General features: G+C 55.7%; 21 protein-coding genes. 16 read left to right on the forward strand and 5 right to left on the reverse strand.

Translation table 11 applies throughout. The features are described from left to right. Positions 1 to 47: 47 nt before the first annotated feature. The gene (queD, locus tag QMG90_RS05525; RefSeq protein WP_283282937.1) at positions 48 to 410 is read right to left on the reverse strand and encodes a 6-carboxytetrahydropterin synthase QueD; all 363 of its coding nucleotides are present in this window, start codon (positions 408 to 410) and stop codon (positions 48 to 50) included. A gap of 306 nt (positions 411 to 716) precedes the next feature. Here queD and cysJ point away from each other — a divergent pair, with 306 nt between their 5' ends. The 3 genes from cysJ to cysH are packed head-to-tail and all read left to right on the forward strand — an operon-like array spanning position 717 to position 4,981. Further along, positions 717 to 2,522, forward strand: coding sequence for an NADPH-dependent assimilatory sulfite reductase flavoprotein subunit (gene cysJ / locus QMG90_RS05530; RefSeq protein ID WP_283282938.1), 1,806 nt, complete (start codon positions 717 to 719; stop codon positions 2,520 to 2,522). Beyond that, a complete protein-coding gene (gene cysI, locus QMG90_RS05535) occupies positions 2,522 to 4,234 on the forward strand; it encodes an assimilatory sulfite reductase (NADPH) hemoprotein subunit (protein ID WP_283282939.1) in 1,713 nt (570 codons plus the stop codon). Before cysJ ends, cysI begins: the two co-directional genes overlap by 1 nt. Positions 4,235 to 4,246: 12 nt before the next feature. Next, positions 4,247 to 4,981 carry a phosphoadenosine phosphosulfate reductase gene (gene cysH / locus QMG90_RS05540; RefSeq protein WP_283282940.1) on the forward strand — a complete coding sequence of 245 codons (735 nt, stop codon included), beginning with the start codon at positions 4,247 to 4,249 and terminating at the stop codon, positions 4,979 to 4,981. Between the two features lie 36 nt (positions 4,982 to 5,017). On the opposite strand, the gene QMG90_RS05545 is transcribed toward cysH, so the two are convergent. Further along, positions 5,018 to 6,052, reverse strand: coding sequence for an aminopeptidase (locus QMG90_RS05545; protein WP_283282941.1), 1,035 nt, complete (start codon positions 6,050 to 6,052; stop codon positions 5,018 to 5,020). 245 nt (positions 6,053 to 6,297) lie between these two features. Between QMG90_RS05545 and cysD the strand changes: the two genes are divergently transcribed. The 12 genes from cysD to rpoS all read left to right on the forward strand — a co-directional run bounded on the left by cysD (position 6,298) and on the right by rpoS (position 16,002). Beyond that, positions 6,298 to 7,206, forward strand: a complete 909-nt coding sequence (gene cysD / locus QMG90_RS05550) for a sulfate adenylyltransferase subunit CysD (RefSeq protein ID WP_054177627.1) — start codon at positions 6,298 to 6,300, stop codon at positions 7,204 to 7,206. 9 nt (positions 7,207 to 7,215) lie between these two features. Continuing rightward, positions 7,216 to 8,643: a sulfate adenylyltransferase subunit CysN gene (cysN, locus tag QMG90_RS05555; RefSeq protein WP_283282942.1), complete on the forward strand. Its 1,428-nt coding sequence runs from the start codon at positions 7,216 to 7,218 to the stop codon at positions 8,641 to 8,643. Beyond that, on the forward strand, positions 8,643 to 9,248 hold the full coding sequence (cysC, locus tag QMG90_RS05560; RefSeq protein WP_283282943.1) for an adenylyl-sulfate kinase: 606 nt from the start codon (positions 8,643 to 8,645) through the stop codon (positions 9,246 to 9,248). The genes cysN and cysC overlap by 1 nt, the downstream gene beginning before the upstream one ends. 51 nt (positions 9,249 to 9,299) lie before the next feature. Further along, positions 9,300 to 9,623, forward strand: coding sequence for a DUF3561 family protein (locus tag QMG90_RS05565; protein ID WP_283282944.1), 324 nt, complete (start codon positions 9,300 to 9,302; stop codon positions 9,621 to 9,623). Between the two features lie 140 nt (positions 9,624 to 9,763). Beyond that, positions 9,764 to 10,075 (forward strand): cell division protein FtsB, encoded by a 312-nt coding sequence (ftsB, locus tag QMG90_RS05570; protein ID WP_038157594.1) that lies wholly within the window; start codon positions 9,764 to 9,766, stop codon positions 10,073 to 10,075. A 19-nt stretch (positions 10,076 to 10,094) separates the two neighbouring features. Next, positions 10,095 to 10,805, forward strand: coding sequence for a 2-C-methyl-D-erythritol 4-phosphate cytidylyltransferase (gene ispD / locus QMG90_RS05575; RefSeq protein ID WP_283282945.1), 711 nt, complete (start codon positions 10,095 to 10,097; stop codon positions 10,803 to 10,805). Beyond that, a complete protein-coding gene (gene ispF, locus QMG90_RS05580) occupies positions 10,805 to 11,284 on the forward strand; it encodes a 2-C-methyl-D-erythritol 2,4-cyclodiphosphate synthase (RefSeq protein ID WP_283282946.1) in 480 nt (159 codons plus the stop codon). The genes ispD and ispF overlap by 1 nt, the downstream gene beginning before the upstream one ends. Beyond that, complete coding sequence (gene truD / locus QMG90_RS05585; RefSeq protein WP_283282947.1) at positions 11,281 to 12,330, forward strand: tRNA pseudouridine(13) synthase TruD; 1,050 nt, start codon at positions 11,281 to 11,283, stop codon at positions 12,328 to 12,330. Before ispF ends, truD begins: the two co-directional genes overlap by 4 nt. After that, positions 12,311 to 13,072 (forward strand): 5'/3'-nucleotidase SurE, encoded by a 762-nt coding sequence (gene surE, locus QMG90_RS05590; protein ID WP_283282948.1) that lies wholly within the window; start codon positions 12,311 to 12,313, stop codon positions 13,070 to 13,072. The genes truD and surE overlap by 20 nt, the downstream gene beginning before the upstream one ends. Continuing rightward, on the forward strand, positions 13,066 to 13,692 hold the full coding sequence (locus QMG90_RS05595) for a protein-L-isoaspartate(D-aspartate) O-methyltransferase (protein WP_038157581.1): 627 nt from the start codon (positions 13,066 to 13,068) through the stop codon (positions 13,690 to 13,692). The genes surE and QMG90_RS05595 overlap by 7 nt, the downstream gene beginning before the upstream one ends. 125 nt (positions 13,693 to 13,817) lie before the next feature. Next, positions 13,818 to 14,948, forward strand: coding sequence for a murein hydrolase activator NlpD (gene nlpD / locus QMG90_RS05600; protein ID WP_283282949.1), 1,131 nt, complete (start codon positions 13,818 to 13,820; stop codon positions 14,946 to 14,948). Between the two features lie 61 nt (positions 14,949 to 15,009). Continuing rightward, the gene (gene rpoS, locus QMG90_RS05605) at positions 15,010 to 16,002 is read left to right on the forward strand and encodes an RNA polymerase sigma factor RpoS (protein ID WP_038157575.1); all 993 of its coding nucleotides are present in this window, start codon (positions 15,010 to 15,012) and stop codon (positions 16,000 to 16,002) included. 66 nt (positions 16,003 to 16,068) lie between these two features. On the opposite strand, the gene mutS is transcribed toward rpoS, so the two are convergent. The 3 genes from mutS to QMG90_RS05620 all read right to left on the reverse strand — a co-directional run bounded on the left by mutS (position 16,069) and on the right by QMG90_RS05620 (position 19,671). After that, positions 16,069 to 18,630, reverse strand: coding sequence for a DNA mismatch repair protein MutS (gene mutS, locus QMG90_RS05610; RefSeq protein ID WP_283282950.1), 2,562 nt, complete (start codon positions 18,628 to 18,630; stop codon positions 16,069 to 16,071). Positions 18,631 to 18,757: 127 nt separating this feature from the next. After that, entirely contained in the window at positions 18,758 to 19,009 is a 252-nt protein-coding gene (locus QMG90_RS05615; RefSeq protein WP_283282951.1) for a SymE family type I addiction module toxin, read from the reverse strand. A 140-nt stretch (positions 19,010 to 19,149) separates the two neighbouring features. Then, a complete protein-coding gene (locus QMG90_RS05620; protein ID WP_283282952.1) occupies positions 19,150 to 19,671 on the reverse strand; it encodes an NlpC/P60 family protein in 522 nt (173 codons plus the stop codon). A gap of 254 nt (positions 19,672 to 19,925) precedes the next feature. Between QMG90_RS05620 and QMG90_RS05625 the strand changes: the two genes are divergently transcribed. Then, entirely contained in the window at positions 19,926 to 20,225 is a 300-nt protein-coding gene (locus QMG90_RS05625) for a nitrous oxide-stimulated promoter family protein (RefSeq protein ID WP_283283892.1), read from the forward strand. Positions 20,226 to 20,227 lie beyond the last annotated feature (2 nt).

A 20,227-nucleotide genomic window follows, 5' to 3' on the forward strand; every position in this document is an offset into this window, starting at 1 on the left:
GCTCCCGTTAAATTGTGTGAAACCACAAAACCCGTCAGCGGAATGTATTACTCGCCGCGATACACGCAGCCCGCCGTGCAGGTTTCTTTTACCATCACCGCGCTCAGCAGTGGGACAACCGGCTTAACCTGATCCCAAATCCATTTTGCCAGCACTTCACTGGTCGGGTTTTCCAGACCGGGAATATCGTTCAGATAGTAATGGTCGAGACGATTGTATGTCGGCTTAAATGCCGCTTTCAGATCGGCAAAATCCATAATCCAGCCGGTATGCGGATCGACCTCACCGGTAATCTCCAGACGAACCATGAAGGAGTGACCGTGAAGACGCCCGCACTTATGACCTTCCGGCACGTGCGGCAGGTGGTGAGCGGCTTCGAAGGTGAAATCTTTAAACAACGTGGTGGACATGGTGAACTCTCAAATAAGACGAAAAACCGGAAAATCATACCGGAAAGCACCTTTTTTCTCATTAACTAAAACAGCCTTTCCTGGCGACCGGATAATGATACGGTGAGTGGTATATTTTTTGTTATAATATTCAAATGGTTAATTAATCGATTTTCCTGTTAACAGGTATGAGTAAAACAGGTTAGTCGATTTGGTTATTTATTATTTCCATCCCTTCTTTAATTGTTATTATCCTCGCCGTTAACCTTACCTTCAGTTTGGATTTTTCCGCAAAATGACGGCTTTAATACTGGAACATAACAACGCATGACGACACAGGCCCCACCTTCCAGTCTGCTCCCGCTTAACCCGGAGCAACTGGCCCGCCTGCAGGCGGCAACCACTGATTTTTCTCCAACCCAGCTGGCCTGGGTTTCTGGCTATTTCTGGGGCATGCTCAATCAGCATCCCGGCACGGTGACAACGGCCTCGCCCGTCGCGGCCGTTATCCCGGCCATCACCTTAATTTCTGCTTCCCAGACCGGCAACGCGCGTCGCGTGGCAGAGCAGCTTCGCGACGATCTGCTGGCGGAAAAACTGAACGTCAACCTGGTTAATGCCGGAGATTATAAATTCAAGCAAATCGCCGCCGAAAAACTGCTGGTTGTCGTCACCTCAACGCAGGGAGAGGGTGAGCCGCCGGAAGAGGCTGTTGCGCTACATAAGTTCCTGTTCTCGAAAAAAGCGCCGAAACTGAACGGTACTGCTTTTGCCGTGTTTGGCCTCGGTGACACCTCTTACGAATTTTTCTGCCAGTCCGGTAAAGACTTTGACAGCAAACTGGCGGAACTCGGCGGTGAGCGTCTGCTCGATCGCGTTGATTGTGATGTGGAGTACCAGACTGCGGCCACTCAGTGGCGCGCTCGTGTGGTGGAAGTGCTGAAGGCGCGTGCGCCTGTTGCCCCTGCGGCACAGACGGCTGTCGCGGCGACCGGGGCTTTCAACGAAGTTCACACCAGCCCGTACACCAAAGAAGCGCCGCTGACTGCGACGCTGTCAGTGAACCAGAAAATCACCAGCCGCGACTCGGAAAAAGATGTGCGTCATATCGAAATCGATCTTGGCGACTCTGGCTTGCGCTACCAGCCTGGCGATGCGCTCGGCGTCTGGTATCAGAACGATCCGGCGCTGGTCAAAGAACTGGTTGAACTGCTGTGGCTGAAAGGCGATGAGCCGGTGATGGTTGACGGTAAAACGCTGCCGCTGGCCGAGGCGTTGCAATGGCATTTTGAGCTGACGGTCAACACCGGCAACATCGTGGAAAATTACGCAACGCTGACCCGCAGCGAAAGCCTGCTGCCGTTAGTGGGCGATAAAGCCCAGCTCCAGCATTACGCCGCTACCACGCCGATTGTCGACATGGTGCGTTTTTCGCCGGCACAACTGGATGCCGATGCGCTGATCGGGCTGCTGCGCCCGCTGACGCCGCGCCTCTATTCCATCGCCTCTGCGCAGGCGGAAGTGGAAAGCGAAGTTCACGTCACCGTGGGTGTCGTACGCTATGACATAGAAGGCCGCACCCGCAGCGGTGGCGCGTCGGGCTTCCTTGCTGATCGCGTGGAAGAAGACGGGGAAGTGCGGGTGTTCATCGAGCACAACGATAACTTCCGCCTGCCTGCCAACCCGCAGACGCCAGTGATCATGATTGGCCCGGGCACCGGTATCGCGCCGTTCCGCGCCTTTATGCAACAGCGTGCCGCCGATGGTGCGGAAGGCAAAAACTGGCTGTTCTTTGGCAACCCACATTTTGTGGATGATTTCCTCTATCAGGTGGAATGGCAGCGCTACGTCAAAGAGGGCGTACTGAGCCGTATTGATCTCGCCTGGTCGAGAGACCAGAAAGAAAAAATCTACGTACAAGACAAACTGCGCGAACAGGGCGCTGAGCTGTGGCGCTGGATCAACGACGGTGCGCACATTTATGTCTGTGGCGACGCCAATCGCATGGCGAAAGATGTCGAACAGGCTTTATTGGACGTGATTGCCGAATTTGGCGCGATGGATGCCGAAGCGGCGGATGAATATTTAAGTGAGCTGCGCGTTGAGCGCCGTTATCAGCGAGATGTCTACTAATGAGCGAAAAACACCCAGGCCCTTTAGTGGTCGAAGGCAAACTGACCGATGCCGAGCGCATGAAAGTCGAAAGCAACTATCTGCGCGGGACGATTGCGGAAGATTTAAATGACGGCCTGACCGGCGGGTTTAACGGCGACAACTTTTTGCTGATCCGCTTTCATGGCATGTACCAGCAGGACGATCGCGATATTCGCGCCGAACGCGCTGAGCAGAAGCTGGAGCCGCGCATCGCGATGATGCTGCGCTGCCGCCTGCCGGGCGGGGTGATCACCACGAAACAGTGGAAGGCGATCGACAAGTTTGCCGGTGAAAACACGATTTACGGCAGCATTCGGTTGACCAACCGCCAGACGTTCCAGTATCACGGCCTGCTGAAGAAAAACGTCAAACCGGCGCATCAGATGCTGCACGAGGTGGGGCTGGACGCGCTGGCGACCGCCAACGACATGAACCGTAACGTGCTTTGTACGTCTAACCCGGTTGAGTCGCAACTGCATGCAGAAGCCTATGAGTGGGCGAAGAAAATCTCTGAGCACCTGCTGCCGCGTACTCGTGCTTATGCGGAAATCTGGCTCGATCAGGAAAAAGTGGCGACCACTGACGAAGAGCCCATTCTCGGCAAAACTTATCTGCCGCGTAAATTCAAAACCACGGTGGTGATCCCGCCGCAGAACGATATCGATCTGCACGCCAACGACATGAACTTCGTGGCGATTGCTGAAAACGGCAAGCTGGTGGGCTTTAACCTGCTGGTGGGCGGCGGTCTGTCCATCGAGCATGGCAACAAGAAAACCTATGCCCGCACCGCAAGCGAGTTTGGTTATCTGCCGCTGGAACATACGCTGGCGGTGGCGGAAGCGGTAGTCACGACCCAGCGCGACTGGGGTAACCGTACCGACCGTAAAAACGCGAAAACCAAATACACCCTGGAGCGCGTCGGCGTGGAAACCTTCAAAGCCGAAGTTGAGCGCCGCGCGGGGATCAAGTTCGAGCCGATCCGCCCGTATGAATTTACCGGTCGCGGCGATCGCATTGGCTGGGTAAAAGGCATCGATGACAAATGGCATCTGACGCTGTTTATCGAAAACGGCCGTATTCTGGATTACCCGGGTCGACCGCTGAAAACCGGGCTGCTGGAGATCGCGAAGGTTCACAAAGGCGATTTCCGTCTGACCGCCAATCAGAACCTGATCGTCGCAGGTGTGCCGGAAAGCCAGAAAGCGAAGATCGAAAAGCTGGCGCGGGCGCACGGGCTAATGGATGCGGTCAAGCCGCAGCGTGAAAACTCGATGGCCTGCGTGTCGTTCCCGACCTGTCCGCTGGCGATGGCCGAAGCCGAGCGTTTCCTGCCGTCATTTGTCGACAAAGTGGAAGCCGTCATGGGCAAGCACGGTGTTGGTGACGATCATATCGTCCTGCGCGTGACGGGTTGCCCGAACGGTTGTGGCCGCGCGATGCTGGCGGAGATCGGGCTGGTGGGCAAAGCGCCGGGCCGCTACAACCTGCATATCGGCGGTAACCGTGCGGGAACACGGATCCCCCGCATGTACCGGGAAAACATTACCGAGTCAGAAATTCTCGACAATATCGACGAACTGGTCGGGCGCTGGGCGAAGGAGCGCGAAGCAGAGGAAGGCTTCGGTGACTTCACGGTGCGTGCGGGCATCATTCGCCCGGTGCTCGACCCTGCCCGGGATTTCTGGGAATAACGAGAGGTACTTATGGCGATTCTCGATCTACAGGCTCTCAACGACTTGCCGAAAGTTGAGCGTGTGCTGGCGCTGGCGGAAACCAACGGGCAGCTGGAAAAACTGAGCGCGGAAGAGCGCGTCGCCTGGGCGCTGGAAAACCTGCCCGGCGACTATGTGCTCTCTTCCAGCTTTGGTATTCAGGCGGCGGTGAGCCTGCATCTGGTGAATCAGATCCGCCCGGATATCCCGGTGATCCTCACCGATACCGGCTATCTGTTCCCGGAAACCTATCAGTTCATTGATGAGCTGACGGAGAAGCTCAGCCTGAATCTGAAAGTCTATCGCGCCGAAACCAGCCCGGCCTGGCAGGAAGCGCGCTACGGCAAGCTGTGGGAGCAGGGCGTCGAAGGGATTGAGAAGTACAACGACATCAATAAGGTCGAGCCGATGAACCGGGCGCTGCGCGAATTGAATGCGCAAACCTGGTTTGCCGGGTTGCGCCGCGAACAGTCCGGCAGCCGGGCGACATTGCCGGTGCTCGCCATTCAGCGTGGCGTGTTCAAAGTATTGCCGATTATCGACTGGGATAACCGCACGGTGTACCAGTATCTGCAAAAACACGGCCTGAAATATCATCCGCTATGGGATCAGGGCTATTTGTCGGTGGGCGATACTCACACCACACGCAAATGGGAACCAGGCATGGCGGAAGAAGAGACGCGTTTCTTTGGCCTGAAACGCGAGTGCGGATTGCACGAAGGGTAATATTTTTATCCCACTCCCGTCCGGGAGTGGGATCACTTATGCTTTCGCCAGCTCTTTCATCAGCGGCAAGAGTACCCGCATCACGTCGCGGCTGCGGCGTTCAATGCGCCCCGGCAGCGCCTTATCGATATACTGTTGGTTATCCAGACGCACATCATGCCAGCTCACACCGTTCGGGAACGTGCGGGATTTCGCGCGTTGCTGGTAGCCGTCTTTCTTTCCTAACGTCCAGTTAGTCGCTTCGATGGAAAGTACCGGAATACCGGCCTTATCAAACACCTCGGCGTCGTTGCAGCAACCTGTGCCTTTGGGATAATCCGGGTTCAGGCCGGGATTCATCGCGGCGTTAATACCGTGACTGCGGGCGATGGCCAGCGCCCGGTCACGGGTTAATTTGCGCACCGAGGCAGGCGTCTGTTTGCCGCTGTTGAAATAGAGTTTGTCGCCCACCACGAGGTTATCGAGGTTAATCACCAGTAGCGTGTTTTTCCGCTCTTCCGCGCTCATGCGTTTGAGCAGGTTTTCGGCGCCGAGTTTGCCTTCTTCTTCACCGCTGGTGGCGATAAAACGAATGCCATATTGCGTGGCGGTGTTTTTCAGTTTTTCCGCCAGTTCGAGCATGACGCCAAGCCCCAGCGCGTTGTCGTCCATGCCCTGTAGTGTCAGGCCACCGAGATTGTTTTCGTTGTCGGCGTCGCTGCGCGGGGCGTAGGTATCCAGGTGCGCCATGACGATTATTTGCTGACGGGACAGGCCTTCATGTGCGGCGATCACCGTACTGCCGGTCACGTTATGCCAGTTCTGGCGGTTGTTTTTCGCGGTATAAATGTAGCGGCTGTTGAAGGTGCGGATGTCGCTCTGGTAACCCATCTGTGCGAACTGCTGGCGCAGATAATCCGCTGACAACATTTCGGCGGGCGTTCCCGTCATACGACCAGGAAAATAGGTCGCGATATGGCGGGCCTGGGTATTCGCGATATCACCGATGGGCGACGCAGCGCCCGGCACCGGAAAAGAAAAACATGCACCGAGCGTCAGTGAAATCAGAGAGCGGCGCAACGCGGAAAACATAACGTGTCCTTACACATACAAAAAAACGACGCACTAGTATGAAACTGTGACCCGGCTTACACAATTTCATTTGCACTTAAATCCCCGAAAAGCCTGACGTTAAGCACTTTTTGATATTTGCATTCCTGGCGGGTTATTCCTTTGAGGAACTAGTCATTCCATTTCGTAATTTCATTTGATCTAAGCCGCACCCTATAGTCCCTTTCTATACGCAAAGTACGTAAAGACAGGCTTAAGGAACGGTAATGGATCAAAAACGACTCACTCATTTGCGGCAACTGGAGGCGGAAAGCATCCATATCATCCGTGAAGTCGCCGCCGAATTTTCGAATCCGGTGATGCTCTATTCCATCGGCAAAGACTCCAGCGTCATGCTGCACCTGGCGCGTAAGGCGTTTTACCCGGGGACGCTGCCGTTCCCGCTGCTGCATGTTGATACCGGCTGGAAATTCCGCGAAATGTATGAGTTCCGTGACCGGACCGCCAAAGCGTACGGTTGTGAACTGCTGGTGCATAAAAACCCGGAAGGGGTGGCGATGGGGATTAACCCGTTTGTCCACGGCAGCGCCAAACACACCGATATCATGAAAACCGAAGGGCTGAAGCAGGCGCTGAACAAATACGGTTTTGACGCTGCGTTCGGCGGCGCGCGTCGCGACGAAGAGAAATCACGGGCGAAAGAGCGCATCTACTCTTTCCGCGACCGTTTCCACCGCTGGGACCCGAAAAACCAGCGCCCGGAGCTGTGGCACAACTACAACGGCCAGATCAACAAAGGCGAAAGCATCCGCGTGTTCCCGCTCTCCAACTGGACCGAGCTGGATATCTGGCAGTACATCTATCTGGAAAATATCGATATTGTTCCGCTGTATCTGGCGGCGGAGCGCCCGGTGCTGGAGCGTGACGGCATGCTGATGATGATCGACGACAACCGTATCGATCTGCAGCCGGGCGAGGTGATCAAAAAACGGATGGTACGTTTCCGTACACTTGGCTGCTGGCCGCTGACTGGCGCGGTGGAATCTGAGGCACAAACGCTGCCGGAGATCATCGAAGAGATGCTGGTTTCCACCACCAGTGAACGGCAGGGGCGCGTTATCGATCGCGATCAGGCAGGCTCGATGGAGCTGAAGAAACGTCAGGGTTATTTCTAAGGAGCCGCCATGAACACCACCATTGCACAACAAATTGCCGATGAAGGCGGCGTTGAAGCGTATCTGCACGCCCAGCAGCACAAAAGTCTGCTGCGTTTTCTGACCTGCGGCAGCGTCGATGACGGCAAAAGTACGCTGATTGGTCGCCTGCTGCACGATACCCGTCAGATTTATGAAGATCAGCTCTCTTCGCTGCACAATGACAGCAAACGTCACGGTACCCAGGGCGAGAAGCTGGATCTGGCGCTGCTGGTGGATGGCCTGCAGGCGGAACGCGAGCAGGGCATCACCATCGACGTGGCGTATCGCTATTTCTCAACCGAAAAGCGCAAATTTATCATCGCCGATACCCCTGGGCATGAACAGTACACCCGTAATATGGCGACCGGGGCATCTACCTGCGATCTGGCGATCCTGCTGATTGACGCGCGCAAAGGCGTGCTCGACCAGACCCGTCGCCACAGCTTTATTTCCACGTTGCTGGGGATTAAACACCTGGTAGTGGCGGTGAATAAAATGGATCTGGCGGATTTCAGCGAAGCGCGCTTCAACGACATCCGCGAAGAGTATCTGACGTTCGCCCAGCAACTGCCGGGAAACCTCGACATCCGCTTTGTACCACTGTCGGCGCTGGAGGGCGATAACGTCGCCAGCCAGAGTGAGAATATGCCGTGGTACAGCGGCCCGACGTTGCTGGAAGTGCTGGAAACGGTAGAGATCCTGCGTGCGGTGGAAAGCCAGCCGATGCGTTTCCCGGTGCAGTATGTGAACCGGCCAAATCTTGATTTTCGGGGTTATGCCGGGACGCTGGCATCCGGTACCGTCAGCGTCGGGCAGCGGGTCAAAGTCCTGCCGTCTGGCGTGGAATCGACGGTCGCGCGCATTGTTACCTTTGACGGCGACCTGCCACAGGCGCAGGCGGGCGAAGCCATTACCCTGGTGCTGAAAGATGAAATCGATATCAGCCGCGGTGACCTGCTGGTGGAGGCGAGCGCCTCGCTACCGGCTGTGCAGAGCGCCAGTGTGAATGTGGTATGGATGGCCGAACAGGCGCTGCAACCAGGCCAGAGTTATGACATCAAAATCGCCGGCAAGAAAACCCGTGCGCGCGTCGATTCGATTCGGTATCAGGTCGATATTAACAACCTGACTCACAGCGAGGTAGATTCGCTGCCGTTGAACGGTATCGGGCTGGTGGATCTGACCTTCGACGAGCCGCTGGTGCTCGACAAATATCAGAATAACCCGGTGACGGGCGGGCTGATTTTTATCGACAGACTGTCGAACGTCACCGTGGGGGCGGGGCTGGTCCACGAACCGCAGACTGAAGCCGCAGTGCAGACGTCTGAATTCAGTGCTTTTGAACTGGAGCTGAATGCGCTGGTGCGTAAACATTTCCCTCACTGGGGCGCGCGTGATTTGCTGGGAGGCCGGTAATGGCGCAGCATGACGAAAACGTCGTCTGGCACCCCCATCCGGTTACCCGGGAACAGCGCGAACAACGTCACGGTCACCGTGGCGTTGTACTGTGGTTTACCGGGCTTTCCGGCTCAGGAAAGTCCACTGTCGCCGGCGCGCTGGAAGAGGCGTTGCATGAGCTTGGCGTGAGCACTTACTTGCTGGATGGCGACAACGTGCGTCATGGGTTGTGTCGCGATTTAGGTTTCAGCGATGCCGATCGCAAAGAGAACATTCGTCGCGTCAGTGAAGTGGCGAAACTGATGGTCGATGCCGGGCTGGTGGTATTGACGGCGTTTATCTCTCCGCACCGTGCGGAGCGGCAAATGGCGCGTGAGTTGATCGGCGACGGGCGCTTTTATGAAGTCCATGTCGACACGCCACTGGCGATTTGCGAAGCCCGCGATCCTAAGGGACTGTATAAAAAGGCACGCGCCGGTGAACTGCGGAATTTCACCGGTATTGATTCAGCGTACGAATCTCCCGAAGCGCCTGAGATCCACCTTAAGGGCGAACAATTGGTAACAAATTTGGTTAACCAATTATTAGATCTCCTCAGGCGGGACGATATCATCAGATCCTAAGACAGCGCCGGATATGTTCATCTTCCGGCCGGTCAGGTAACAGGATTTGATATGCGCGATACCCAGAACATGAGCCTCACTTCCACCAAATCGCTTGCTGAAAGTGAGGAAACCACATGGACGCTGCCGGGCGCGGTGGTGGGTTTCATGGCATGGCTGCTGGCGTTGGGTATCCCGTTCCTGATCTACGGCAGTAATACGCTGTTTTTTCTGCTCTACACATGGCCCTTCTTTCTGGCGCTCATGCCTGTCGCCGTATTAATCGGTGTGGCGCTGCACTCACTGCTCGACAGCAAACTGCTCTATAGTCTTCCTGTTACCGTGCTCACGGTGATGGCGCTTTTCGGCCTGCTTTTCCTGTGGTTGATGGGGTGATCCGCGGCTCTGCGGCAACGAGGCGTACGTATTTGCGGGGAAAATGTGGTACATTTCCCGCGATGACGCGGCATCGTCCGCGCCGGGGTGGAGTACCCGGTCAAGATATGGGATGATGATGCCGTTTTTCAGGGGGCAGGATGGGTAAACTAACGCTGCTATTGCTGGCTTTGCTGGTCTGGCTACAATATTCGCTGTGGTTCGGCAAGAATGGTATTCATGACTACAGCCGGGTCAGCGAAGATGTCGCCGCACAGCAGGCGACGAACGCCAAACTCAAAGCGCGAAACGATCAGCTTTTCGCCGAAATTGACGATCTCAATGGCGGTCAGGAAGCGATCGAGGAACGCGCACGCAATGAACTTAGCATGACCCGCCCGGGCGAAACGTTCTATCGTCTGGTTCCGGATGCGTCAAAACGCAATCAGGCTTCAGGGCAGAATAATCGATAGACACTCCCAGGATTAAAACATGGCAGCAACTATTCCGGGCGTTTGCGCCGTGGTCCCGGCAGCCGGATTTGGCCGCCGCATGCAAACGGAATGCCCAAAACAATATCTCTCAATCGGTAACAAAACGATTCTCGAACACGCGGTGGACGCGCTGCTGGCAAATGCCCGCGTTCAGCGCGTGATCATCGCCGTCAGCGCAGGCGATGACCGTTTTCAGTCATTACCGCTGGCCTCGCATCCGCAGATTACCGTTGTCGAAGGCGGCGCCGAACGTGCCGATTCCGTCCTTGCCGGGCTGAACGCCGCCACAGGCGCCGAATGGGTGCTGGTACACGACGCTGCACGCCCTTGTCTGCATCAGGACGATCTCAAGCGTTTGCTGGCGCTCAGCGAAACCAGCCGCGTGGGCGGCATTCTGGCCGCGCCGGTACGCGACACCATGAAACGCGCCGAACCTGGTGCCACCGCCATTGCCCATACCGTCGACAGAAACGATCTCTGGCACGCGCTGACCCCGCAGTTTTTCCCCCGCGAATTATTAATTGATTGCCTGACCCGCGCACTCAACGATGGCGCGACCATCACGGATGAAGCGTCCGCACTGGAGTATTGCGGCTTCCATCCTGAGCTGGTGGCGGGTCGCGCTGATAATATTAAAGTCACGCGCCCGGAAGACCTGGCGCTGGCGGAATTTTACCTCACCCGATCTGACTATCAGGAGAAGGCGTAATGCGAATTGGACACGGTTTTGACGTGCATGCCTTTGGCGGCGAAGGCCCCATTATCATTGGCGGCGTACGTATCCCTTACGAAAAGGGGCTGTTGGCTCATTCTGATGGCGATGTCGCGCTGCATGCCCTGACCGATGCTCTGCTGGGCGCGGCGGCGCTGGGCGATATCGGCAAGCTTTTCCCGGATACCGATCCGGCCTTCAAAGGCGCTGACAGCCGCGCGTTGCTGCGCGAAGCCTGGCGTCGCATTCAGGCCAAAGGCTACACGCTCGGCAACGTCGACGTCACCATCATTGCGCAGGCGCCAAAAATGCTGCCGCACATTCCGCAAATGCGGGTGTTCATCGCCGAAGATCTCGGCTGCCATATGGATGACGTCAACGTGAAAGCAACCACCACAGAAAAACTGGGTTTCACCGGCCGTGGCGAAGGGATTGCCTGTGAAGCGGTGGCATTGCTGCACAAGGTCAACCCATGATTGCGTTTGACGACCTGACTTACCTGCACGGTCAACCGCAGGGGCAGGGCCTGCTGAAAGCCAGCCCGGAAGATTTTCTGGTGGTGGAAGATTTAGGGTTTGAGCCGGACGGCGAGGGTGAGCATATTCTCGTGCGGATCCTCAAAAACGGTTGTAACACCCGTTTTGTCGCCGATGCGCTGGCGAAATTCCTCAAGATACACGCTCGAGAAGTCAGCTTCGCCGGGCAAAAAGACAAACATGCGGTCACCGAGCAATGGCTCTGCGCCCGTGTGCCCGGCAAAGAGATGCCGGATCTCAGCAAATTCGCGCTGGAAGGCTGCCAGGTGCTGGAATATGCCCGTCATAAACGCAAGCTGCGACCGGGCGCGCTGAAAGGGAATTATTTCACGCTTATTCTGCGTGAAGTGTCGCACCGCGATGACGTGGACGCACGTCTGCAGGCCATCGCGGCGCGTGGCGTCCCGAACTATTTCGGCGCACAGCGCTTTGGTATCGGCGGTAGTAATCTGCACGGTGCGCTGCGCTGGGCGGAAAACGGCGGGCCGGTGCGCGATCGCAACAAACGCAGTTTTTGGCTCTCTGCGGCGCGGAGTGCCTTGTTTAATCAGATTGTCAGCGATAAATTAAAAAAAACAGACTTTAATCAAGTTGTTGACGGCGATGCGCTACAATTAGCGGGGCGTGGCAGCTGGTTTGTGGCGACGGAAGACGAGCGCGGCGAATTACAGACGCGCGTCGATAACCGGGAGCTGATGATCACCGCAGCATTGCCCGGCAGTGGCGACTGGGGAACCCAGCGTGCTGCGCTGGCCTTCGAAGAAAATACGCTGGCGCAGGAGACGCTGTTACAGTCGCTGCTGGTGCGGGAAAAGGTCGAGGCGGCGCGCCGTGCGGTGCTGCTTTATCCGCAACAGCTAAGCTGGAACTGGTGGGATGATGTGACCGTTGAGCTACGTTTCTGGCTACCTGCGGGCAGTTTTGCCACCAGCGTGGTAAGGGAACTGATCAAGACAACAGGTGATTATGCGAATATTGCTGAGTAACGATGACGGGATCCATGCCCCAGGCATTCAGACGCTGGCGAAAGCCCTGCGGGAATTTGCCGTGGTGCAGGTGGTCGCGCCTGATCGTAACCGCAGCGGAGCGTCAAATTCCCTGACGCTGGAATCCTCACTTCGTACGTTTACGTTTGAAAATGGCGACATCGCCGTGCAGATGGGTACGCCGACGGACTGCGTCTATCTTGGCGTCAATGCGCTGATGCGTCCGCAACCGGATGTCGTCGTGTCGGGCATCAACGCCGGGCCGAATCTCGGCGATGACGTCATCTATTCCGGCACTGTCGCGGCGGCAATGGAAGGGCGACATCTCGGTTATCCGGCGCTTGCAGTTTCGCTGGACGGCCATCAGCATTATGAAACCGCGGCGGCGGTGACTTGTTCGATTCTGCGTGCGCTGTCGCGCGAACCGTTGCGCACCGGGCGTATTCTCAATATCAATGTTCCCGACCTCCCGCTTGATCAAATCAAGGGGATCCGCGTGACGCGCTGCGGCAGTCGCCATCCGGCGGACAAAGTCATCCCGCAACAGGATCCGCGCGGAAACACGCTGTACTGGATTGGCCCGCCGGGTGAAAAATGCGACGCGGGGCCGGACACCGACTTTGCTGCGGTGGATGAAGGTTATGTGTCGGTCACGCCGCTGCATGTCGATTTAACCGCACATAGCGCGCATGACGTGGTATCCGGCTGGTTAGAACGCGTGGGAGTCGATGCGCAATGGTAAGCAAACGCGTACAAAGCCTTCTTGATCAACTACGTACTCAGGGTATTCATGATGAGCACGTACTTGAAGCGATAGCTCAGGTACCGCGTGAAAAATTCATTGATGAGGCGTTTGAACACAAAGCGTGGGAGAACGTCGCATTGCCAATAGGTCAAGGGCAAACCATTTCGCAGCCGTATATGGTTGCGCGAATGACGGAGCTTCTTGAACTCACTGAGGCGTCACGGGTGCTGGAGATCGGCACCGGATCCGGATATCAGACGGCAATTCTGGCACATTTAGTCCATCATGTTTGTTCGGTGGAACGTATAAAAGGTCTGCAATGGCAGGCGCGCCGTCGTCTCAAGCAACTGGATTTACACAATGTTTCTACCCGCCACGGCGATGGCTGGCAGGGATGGCAGGCGCGTGCGCCATTTGACGCCATCATTGTCACAGCCGCACCGCCGGAAATTCCGGCTGCGCTGATGTCGCAACTGGACGAAGGCGGCATTCTCGTTTTGCCTGTCGGCGACGAACACCAGTGGTTAAAACGGGTTCGTCGGCGGGGCAGCGAATTTATTATCGATACCGTGGAAGCCGTCCGCTTTGTGCCTTTGGTCAAAGGGGAACTGGCGTAATAACAGGAGTTTTCCTGGTTTATTCGGCGCGTGTTCGGGCGTAGGGTAGGCACATTTTCAGTGCCTGAGCCGGCGCGTTGCGCGGTAATGACATCACTGGCAGTTAACACATTCCTGGGGGATAAATGAGCGCGGGAAGCCCAAAATTTACCTTAAGCCGTATTGCGGCGCTATCGCTGGTCTCCGTCTGGCTTGCAGGTTGTACGAGTTCGAATAACGCACCAGCCCCAGTGAGCTCGGTGGGCGGAAATGCCGCTTCCGGCACCAATTCCGGCATGTTGATCACCCCACCGCCGAAGATGGGGAATTCGACGGCGCAACCGTCACAGCCGCAAATTCAGTCTGCACAGCCGATGCAGACGCAGCCTGTACAGACACAAACGATGTCGCAGCCGGTACAAACCAACGCGGAAGGTCATATCGTTTATAACCGTAAATACGGCGACATTCCTAAAGGCAGTTACTCGGGCGGCAGCACCTATACCGTGAAGCGCGGCGATACCCTGTTTTATATCGCCTGGATCACCGGCAACGATTTCCGCGATCTTGCACAACGTAACAACATTTCTGCACCTTACGGTTTGAATGTAGGCCAGACGTTACAGATCGGAAACGCAGCTGGACAGCCCATCACAGGTAACAATCCTGTTGCGCAAGCAAGCGTACAGGCCAGTAGCGGTTCGCAGGGCCTTACCTCAAAACCTGCACAAAATTCCGGCGCGGTGGTTGCTTCTAAACCAACAATTACGTATTCTGAGGATTCAGGTGAACAAAGTGCTAACAAAATGTTGCCCAACAATAAGCCTGCGACCCCGGTCACAGCGCCTGTTACGGCACCAGTTGCAAGCACAACCGAACCGACTGCAAGCAGTATGTCTACCAGTTCGCCGATTTCTTCATGGCGCTGGCCGACTGATGGCAACATTATCGAGAAATTCTCTGACAACGGGAATAAAGGTATCGATATCGCAGGCAGTAAGGGACAGGCTATCGCCGCGACCGCAGATGGGCGCGTCGTCTATGCCGGTAACGCACTGCGCGGTTACGGTAATCTTATTATCATCAAACATAACGATGATTACCTGAGCGCCTACGCCCATAACGACACTATGCTGGTCCGGGAACAACAAGAAGTTAAGGCGGGGCAGAAAATCGCTACCATGGGTAGCACCGGAACCAGTTCAACACGCTTGCATTTTGAAATTCGTTACAAGGGGAAATCCGTAAACCCGCTGCAGTATTTGCCGCAGCGATAATTCGACGGAATATGGCTTTACTTGCATGTTCCGTCAGGGGATCACGGGTAGGAGCCACCTTATGAGTCAGAATACGCTGAAAGTTCATGATTTAAATGAAGACGCGGAATTTGATGAGAACGGAATGGAGGTTTTCGACGAGAAAACCTTAAATGAAGAGGAACCCAGTGATAACGACCTGGCTGAGGAAGAGCTGTTATCGCAGGGTGCCACACAGCGTGTACTGGACGCGACTCAGCTTTACCTTGGGGAGATTGGATACTCTCCACTGTTAACAGCCGAAGAAGAAGTCTATTTTGCACGTCGTGCACTGCGTGGAGATGTTGCCTCCCGCCGTCGGATGATAGAAAGTAACCTGCGTCTGGTAGTGAAGATTGCCCGTCGTTACAGCAATCGTGGTCTGGCGCTGCTGGATCTGATTGAAGAGGGGAATCTGGGGCTGATTCGTGCCGTGGAGAAATTTGACCCGGAGCGCGGATTCCGCTTCTCAACCTACGCAACCTGGTGGATCCGCCAGACGATTGAACGGGCGATCATGAATCAAACCCGTACCATTCGTTTACCGATTCACATCGTTAAAGAGCTGAACGTTTATCTGCGTACCGCGCGTGAGTTGTCCCATAAGCTGGACCACGAGCCGAGTGCGGAAGAGATTGCCGAGCAGCTTGATAAACCGGTTGATGACGTCAGTCGTATGCTGCGTCTCAACGAGCGCATCACCTCGGTCGACACCCCGCTGGGTGGCGATTCCGAAAAAGCGCTGCTGGATATCCTGGCCGATGAAAAAGAGAACGGTCCGGAAGACACCACGCAGGACGATGACATGAAACAGAGCATCGTCAAATGGCTGTTCGAACTGAACGCCAAACAGCGTGAGGTACTGGCGCGTCGTTTCGGGCTGCTGGGGTATGAAGCCGCAACGCTTGAAGATGTGGGGCGTGAAATTGGTCTGACGCGTGAACGCGTTCGCCAGATTCAGGTAGAAGGTCTGCGTCGCCTGCGTGAAATCCTGCAAGGGCAAGGGCTGAACATCGAAGCGCTGTTCCGCGAATAAGCGAGCTTTCATCAAAAAAAGGCCAGTCATTGCGACTGGCCTTTTTCTTTTGCTGTAACGAGTGGGTTACAGCAGATTCTTCAGCCGGTAGATCCACTCCAGCGCCTGGCGTGGCGTCAGCGTATCAGGATCAAGATTTTCCAGCGCTTCAACCGCCGGTGATGTCTCTTCCGGTGCCGCAAGCAGCGACATCTGTGTTCCGTCAATCTGCGTGGCGGCGGCATTTGGCGTAATGCTTTCCAGCTCGCGCAGTTTCTGACGCGCGCGTTTGATGACCTCTTTCGGCACACCTGCCAGCGCGGCAACCGCCAGACCGTAACTTTTGCTGGCCGCACCGTCCTGCACGCTGTGCATGAAGGCAATGGTGTCGCCATGTTCCAGCGCGTCGAGATGGACGTTCGCCACGCCTTCCATTTTTTCCGGCAACTGCGTCAGTTCGAAATAGTGCGTCGCAAACAGCGTTAACGCCTTGATGCGACTTGCCAGATTTTCCGCGCAGGCCCAGGCCAGCGACAGGCCGTCATAGGTTGACGTACCGCGGCCGATTTCGTCCATCAGGACCAGACTGTACTCGGTGGCGTTGTGGAGGATATTGGCGGTTTCGGTCATCTCCACCATGAAGGTAGAACGCCCGCTGGCCAGATCGTCAGCCGCGCCGACACGGGTAAAAATGCGGTCAATGGGACCGATCTCCACTTTCTGCGCCGGAACGTAACTACCGATATACGCCAGCAGCGCAATGAGCGCGGTCTGACGCATATAGGTACTTTTACCGCCCATGTTCGGACCGGTGATGATAAGCATTCGGCGTTGCGGTGACAGGTTCAGCGGGTTGGCAATAAACGGTTCATTCAGTACCTGTTCCACTACCGGATGGCGACCTTCTTCGATGTGAATGCCGGGCTTGTCGCTGAACACCGGGCAACTGTAGTTGAGCGTATAAGCCCGCTCGGCCAGGTTGACCAGCACGTCCAGTTCAGCCAGCGCCGAGGCGCTCAACTGCAGCTCAGCGAGGTGCGGTAACAACAGGTCAAACAGTTCGTCATACAGTTGTTTTTCCAGCGCCAGCGCTTTGCCTTTCGAGGTGAGCACTTTGTCTTCGTACTCTTTCAGTTCAGGAATGATGTAGCGTTCGGCGTTTTTCAACGTCTGGCGGCGCACGTAGTGGATCGGTGCAAGGTGGCTTTGCCCGCGGCTTATCTGAATGTAATAACCGTGAACGGCGTTATAACCCACTTTCAGCGTGTCGAGACCCAGACGCTCGCGCTCGCGGATCTCCAGCCTGTCGAGATAATCCGTCGCGCCGTCTGCCAGTGCGCGCCATTCATCCAGTTCGGCGTTGTAACCGGGAGCGATCACGCCGCCATCACGCACCAGCACTGGCGGCGATTCAATCACTGCGCGTTCGAGCAGTTCGCGCAGCTCAGTAAACTCGCCCATTTGCTCGCGCAGGCGCTGCACCGGCGCGCTGTTGACCTCAGCCAGTTGCGCGCGCAATTCCGGCAACTGCTGGAAGGCATAGCGCATGCGGGCGAGATCGCGCGGACGGGCGGTGCGTAGCGCCAGACGCGCCAGAATACGTTCCAGATCGCCCACCTGGCGCAGTACCGGTTGCAACTCGCTGTAGCGATCCTGTAACGCGGCGATGGTTTGCTGACGCTCTTCCAGAACGCGGGTGTCGCGCACCGGCATATGCAGCCAGCGCTTGAGCATGCGGCTGCCCATCGGCGTCACGGTGCGATCCAGCACTGAAGCCAGCGTGTTTTCCGTACCACCCGCCAGATTCTGAGTGATTTCGAGGTTACGGCGAGTGGCCGCATCCATGATAATGCTGTCCTGCTGGCGTTCCATGGTGATGGAACGAATGTGTGGCAACGCGGTGCGCTGCGTGTCTTTCACATACTGCAGCAGACAACCGGCGGCGCACAGACCGCGCGGCGCGTTTTCAACACCAAAACCGACCAGGTCACGGGTGCCAAACTGCATGTTCAGTTGCTGGCGCGCGGTGTCGATTTCAAATTCCCACAGCGGACGACGGCGCAGGCCGCGGCGGCCTTCAATCAGCGCCATCTCGGCGAAATCTTCCGCGTACAGCAATTCTGCGGGATTAGTACGTTGCAGTTCGGCGGCCATGGTTTCGCGATCGGCGGGTTCGCTGAGACGAAACCGCCCGGAGCTGATGTCGAGCGTCGCGTAACCGTAGCCTTTGCTGTCCTGCCACAGCGCCGCCAGCAGGTTGTCCTGGCGTTCCTGCAACAGCGCTTCGTCGCTGATGGTGCCAGGCGTCACGATGCGGACGACTTTACGCTCGACCGGACCTTTGGTGGTCGCGGGATCGCCAATTTGTTCGCAAATTGCCACCGACTCGCCGAGGTTCACCAGTTTAGCCAGATAGTTTTCCACGGCATGGTGCGGAACGCCCGCCATCGGTATCGGCTCGCCTGCAGATGCGCCACGCTTCGTCAGCGAAATATCGAGTAACTGTGATGCGCGCTTCGCATCGTCATAAAACAACTCGTAAAAGTCGCCCATGCGGTAGAACAGCAGGATCTCGGGATGCTGAGCCTTGAGCTTCAGGTACTGCTGCATCATCGGGGTGTGAGCGTCGAAATTGTCGATAGTGGTCATGGAATCCGGATGTCCATTTTCATTGAAAATCAAAAAGATCTATTCAGTTCACCTACGCGTAATGACTGGTATTGTCGCATGAAAAAATGGTGGGGGGCATTAAAAAGTCTCCCCACATCAACTTTGATTAACGATTCTCTTTTTGCGACAGCGAGCGGATGACCAGCATGCCGGATTCCACGGCCACGCTGACCGACGTGCCGGTAGAAAACCCGGCAGCTTCCAGCCATTTGCCGCTCAGTACCAGGCTTGGGCTGCATGACAACCGGGTGGCGCGCCCGCTGTCGAGATCGATATGGCGTTTGCGGACGTAGCTGACGGTTAACTGGCGGAGGGGGTTCGCAACAGGGCTGGTGGGGGGGACGTTCATATTATGCATATTCTCTCCGGTTATTTTCAGAATTATTGCCGGGGCATCATATAACGTCGAACAAAATAAAGAATATTTCAGGAGAATAAATGCGAGGCGCTTTCCAGAATTTCACCCTCTTAAAAAAAGAAAAGAGGGTGAATCAGGAATTAAACATTTTCAGTAATACGTCGTGCGGTTTCATAATGGTCTTGCCAGTAGCTGTCAGACAGTTCTGACACCGTCACACCCTGGCTTTTTGACGCGTGGATAAATTTATCGTGACCGATGTATACGCCCACGTGGCGGTCTTCCGGCGAGGTTTTAAAAAATACCAGATCGCCCGGTTTCAGCTCGTGCTGCGTGATGCGGTAACCGCCTTTGATCTGCTCGCCGGTGGTGCGTGGCAGTTCCATCTGCAGCGAGCCGCGAAAAATTTTCTGCATCAGGGCGGAGCAATCAATTCCGCTGCGCGACTGACCGCCCCAGCGATATTGCGTCCCTTTCCATTTCGCATATTGGGACAGAATTTTGCTTTTAATATTTCCCTTCGGCGAAGGCAGTGTATACATCGATGGAGCGTATTCATCCATAGATGCTAATTCGGCTGGTAAATTAAAAGCGCAGGCATTACCTGCCAGCATGGATGTTGTAATAACAACCATTACAGGGATCAATTTTTTAAAATTCATAACAAACCGTCAATATATAAAAGAGAGAAAAGGGATTCCTTACGCGATATCTATCGGGTGCTGTCGGAAAGTAGGAGGATAATAATTTCTGGTTATTATTTGTTCAAGAAAAAGACAGTCCAGGTTTAGACTCTCAGAATCTTTCTCGACTGGTGCGCAAAAACGCAAAGGGGTATTATTGATGCAACTTATGTTTTGCAGAGGACACCACAGTGAGTGAACGTCTTGATCGTGAGAAGCTGACGATTCGCAGGATGATTGCGCTCTATGAACAGAAGTGTCCTGAGGCTTCTGCAGAGCCCGGGCATTATCTGGCACTGAACGCGTATGCGGATAAACGCCTTGATAAGTGCGTCTTTGGTGACGAAAAACCGGCCTGTAAGCAGTGCCCGGTGCATTGCTATCAACCGGCAAAACGGGAAGAGATGAAGCAGATTATGCGCTGGGCGGGGCCGCGCATGCTATGGCGCCATCCGATCCTGACCATTCGCCATCTGATTGACGATCGCCGCCCGGTGCCGGAACTACCTGAAAAATATCGTCCGAAAAAGTAATC

Source organism: Trabulsiella odontotermitis (assembly GCF_030053895.1).
Taxonomy (GTDB): domain Bacteria; phylum Pseudomonadota; class Gammaproteobacteria; order Enterobacterales; family Enterobacteriaceae; genus Trabulsiella; species Trabulsiella odontotermitis_C.

What these genes read in the sequence shown, in the direction of transcription:
- queD (WP_283282937.1), bottom strand. Translation starts at nt 410, where the DNA reads ATGTCCACCACGTTGTTTAAAGATTTCACCTTCGAAGCCGCTCACCAC.
- cysJ (WP_283282938.1), top strand. Translation starts at nt 717, where the DNA reads ATGACGACACAGGCCCCACCTTCCAGTCTGCTCCCGCTTAACCCGGAG.
- cysI (WP_283282939.1), top strand. Translation starts at nt 2,522, where the DNA reads ATGAGCGAAAAACACCCAGGCCCTTTAGTGGTCGAAGGCAAACTGACC.
- cysH (WP_283282940.1), top strand. Translation starts at nt 4,247, where the DNA reads ATGGCGATTCTCGATCTACAGGCTCTCAACGACTTGCCGAAAGTTGAG.
- QMG90_RS05545 (WP_283282941.1), bottom strand. Translation starts at nt 6,052, where the DNA reads ATGTTTTCCGCGTTGCGCCGCTCTCTGATTTCACTGACGCTCGGTGCA.
- cysD (WP_054177627.1), top strand. Translation starts at nt 6,298, where the DNA reads ATGGATCAAAAACGACTCACTCATTTGCGGCAACTGGAGGCGGAAAGC.
- cysN (WP_283282942.1), top strand. Translation starts at nt 7,216, where the DNA reads ATGAACACCACCATTGCACAACAAATTGCCGATGAAGGCGGCGTTGAA.
- cysC (WP_283282943.1), top strand. Translation starts at nt 8,643, where the DNA reads ATGGCGCAGCATGACGAAAACGTCGTCTGGCACCCCCATCCGGTTACC.
- QMG90_RS05565 (WP_283282944.1), top strand. Translation starts at nt 9,300, where the DNA reads ATGCGCGATACCCAGAACATGAGCCTCACTTCCACCAAATCGCTTGCT.
- ftsB (WP_038157594.1), top strand. Translation starts at nt 9,764, where the DNA reads ATGGGTAAACTAACGCTGCTATTGCTGGCTTTGCTGGTCTGGCTACAA.
- ispD (WP_283282945.1), top strand. Translation starts at nt 10,095, where the DNA reads ATGGCAGCAACTATTCCGGGCGTTTGCGCCGTGGTCCCGGCAGCCGGA.
- ispF (WP_283282946.1), top strand. Translation starts at nt 10,805, where the DNA reads ATGCGAATTGGACACGGTTTTGACGTGCATGCCTTTGGCGGCGAAGGC.
- truD (WP_283282947.1), top strand. Translation starts at nt 11,281, where the DNA reads ATGATTGCGTTTGACGACCTGACTTACCTGCACGGTCAACCGCAGGGG.
- surE (WP_283282948.1), top strand. Translation starts at nt 12,311, where the DNA reads ATGCGAATATTGCTGAGTAACGATGACGGGATCCATGCCCCAGGCATT.
- QMG90_RS05595 (WP_038157581.1), top strand. Translation starts at nt 13,066, where the DNA reads ATGGTAAGCAAACGCGTACAAAGCCTTCTTGATCAACTACGTACTCAG.
- nlpD (WP_283282949.1), top strand. Translation starts at nt 13,818, where the DNA reads ATGAGCGCGGGAAGCCCAAAATTTACCTTAAGCCGTATTGCGGCGCTA.
- rpoS (WP_038157575.1), top strand. Translation starts at nt 15,010, where the DNA reads ATGAGTCAGAATACGCTGAAAGTTCATGATTTAAATGAAGACGCGGAA.
- mutS (WP_283282950.1), bottom strand. Translation starts at nt 18,630, where the DNA reads ATGACCACTATCGACAATTTCGACGCTCACACCCCGATGATGCAGCAG.
- QMG90_RS05615 (WP_283282951.1), bottom strand. Translation starts at nt 19,009, where the DNA reads ATGCATAATATGAACGTCCCCCCCACCAGCCCTGTTGCGAACCCCCTC.
- QMG90_RS05620 (WP_283282952.1), bottom strand. Translation starts at nt 19,671, where the DNA reads ATGAATTTTAAAAAATTGATCCCTGTAATGGTTGTTATTACAACATCC.
- QMG90_RS05625 (WP_283283892.1), top strand. Translation starts at nt 19,926, where the DNA reads ATGATTGCGCTCTATGAACAGAAGTGTCCTGAGGCTTCTGCAGAGCCC.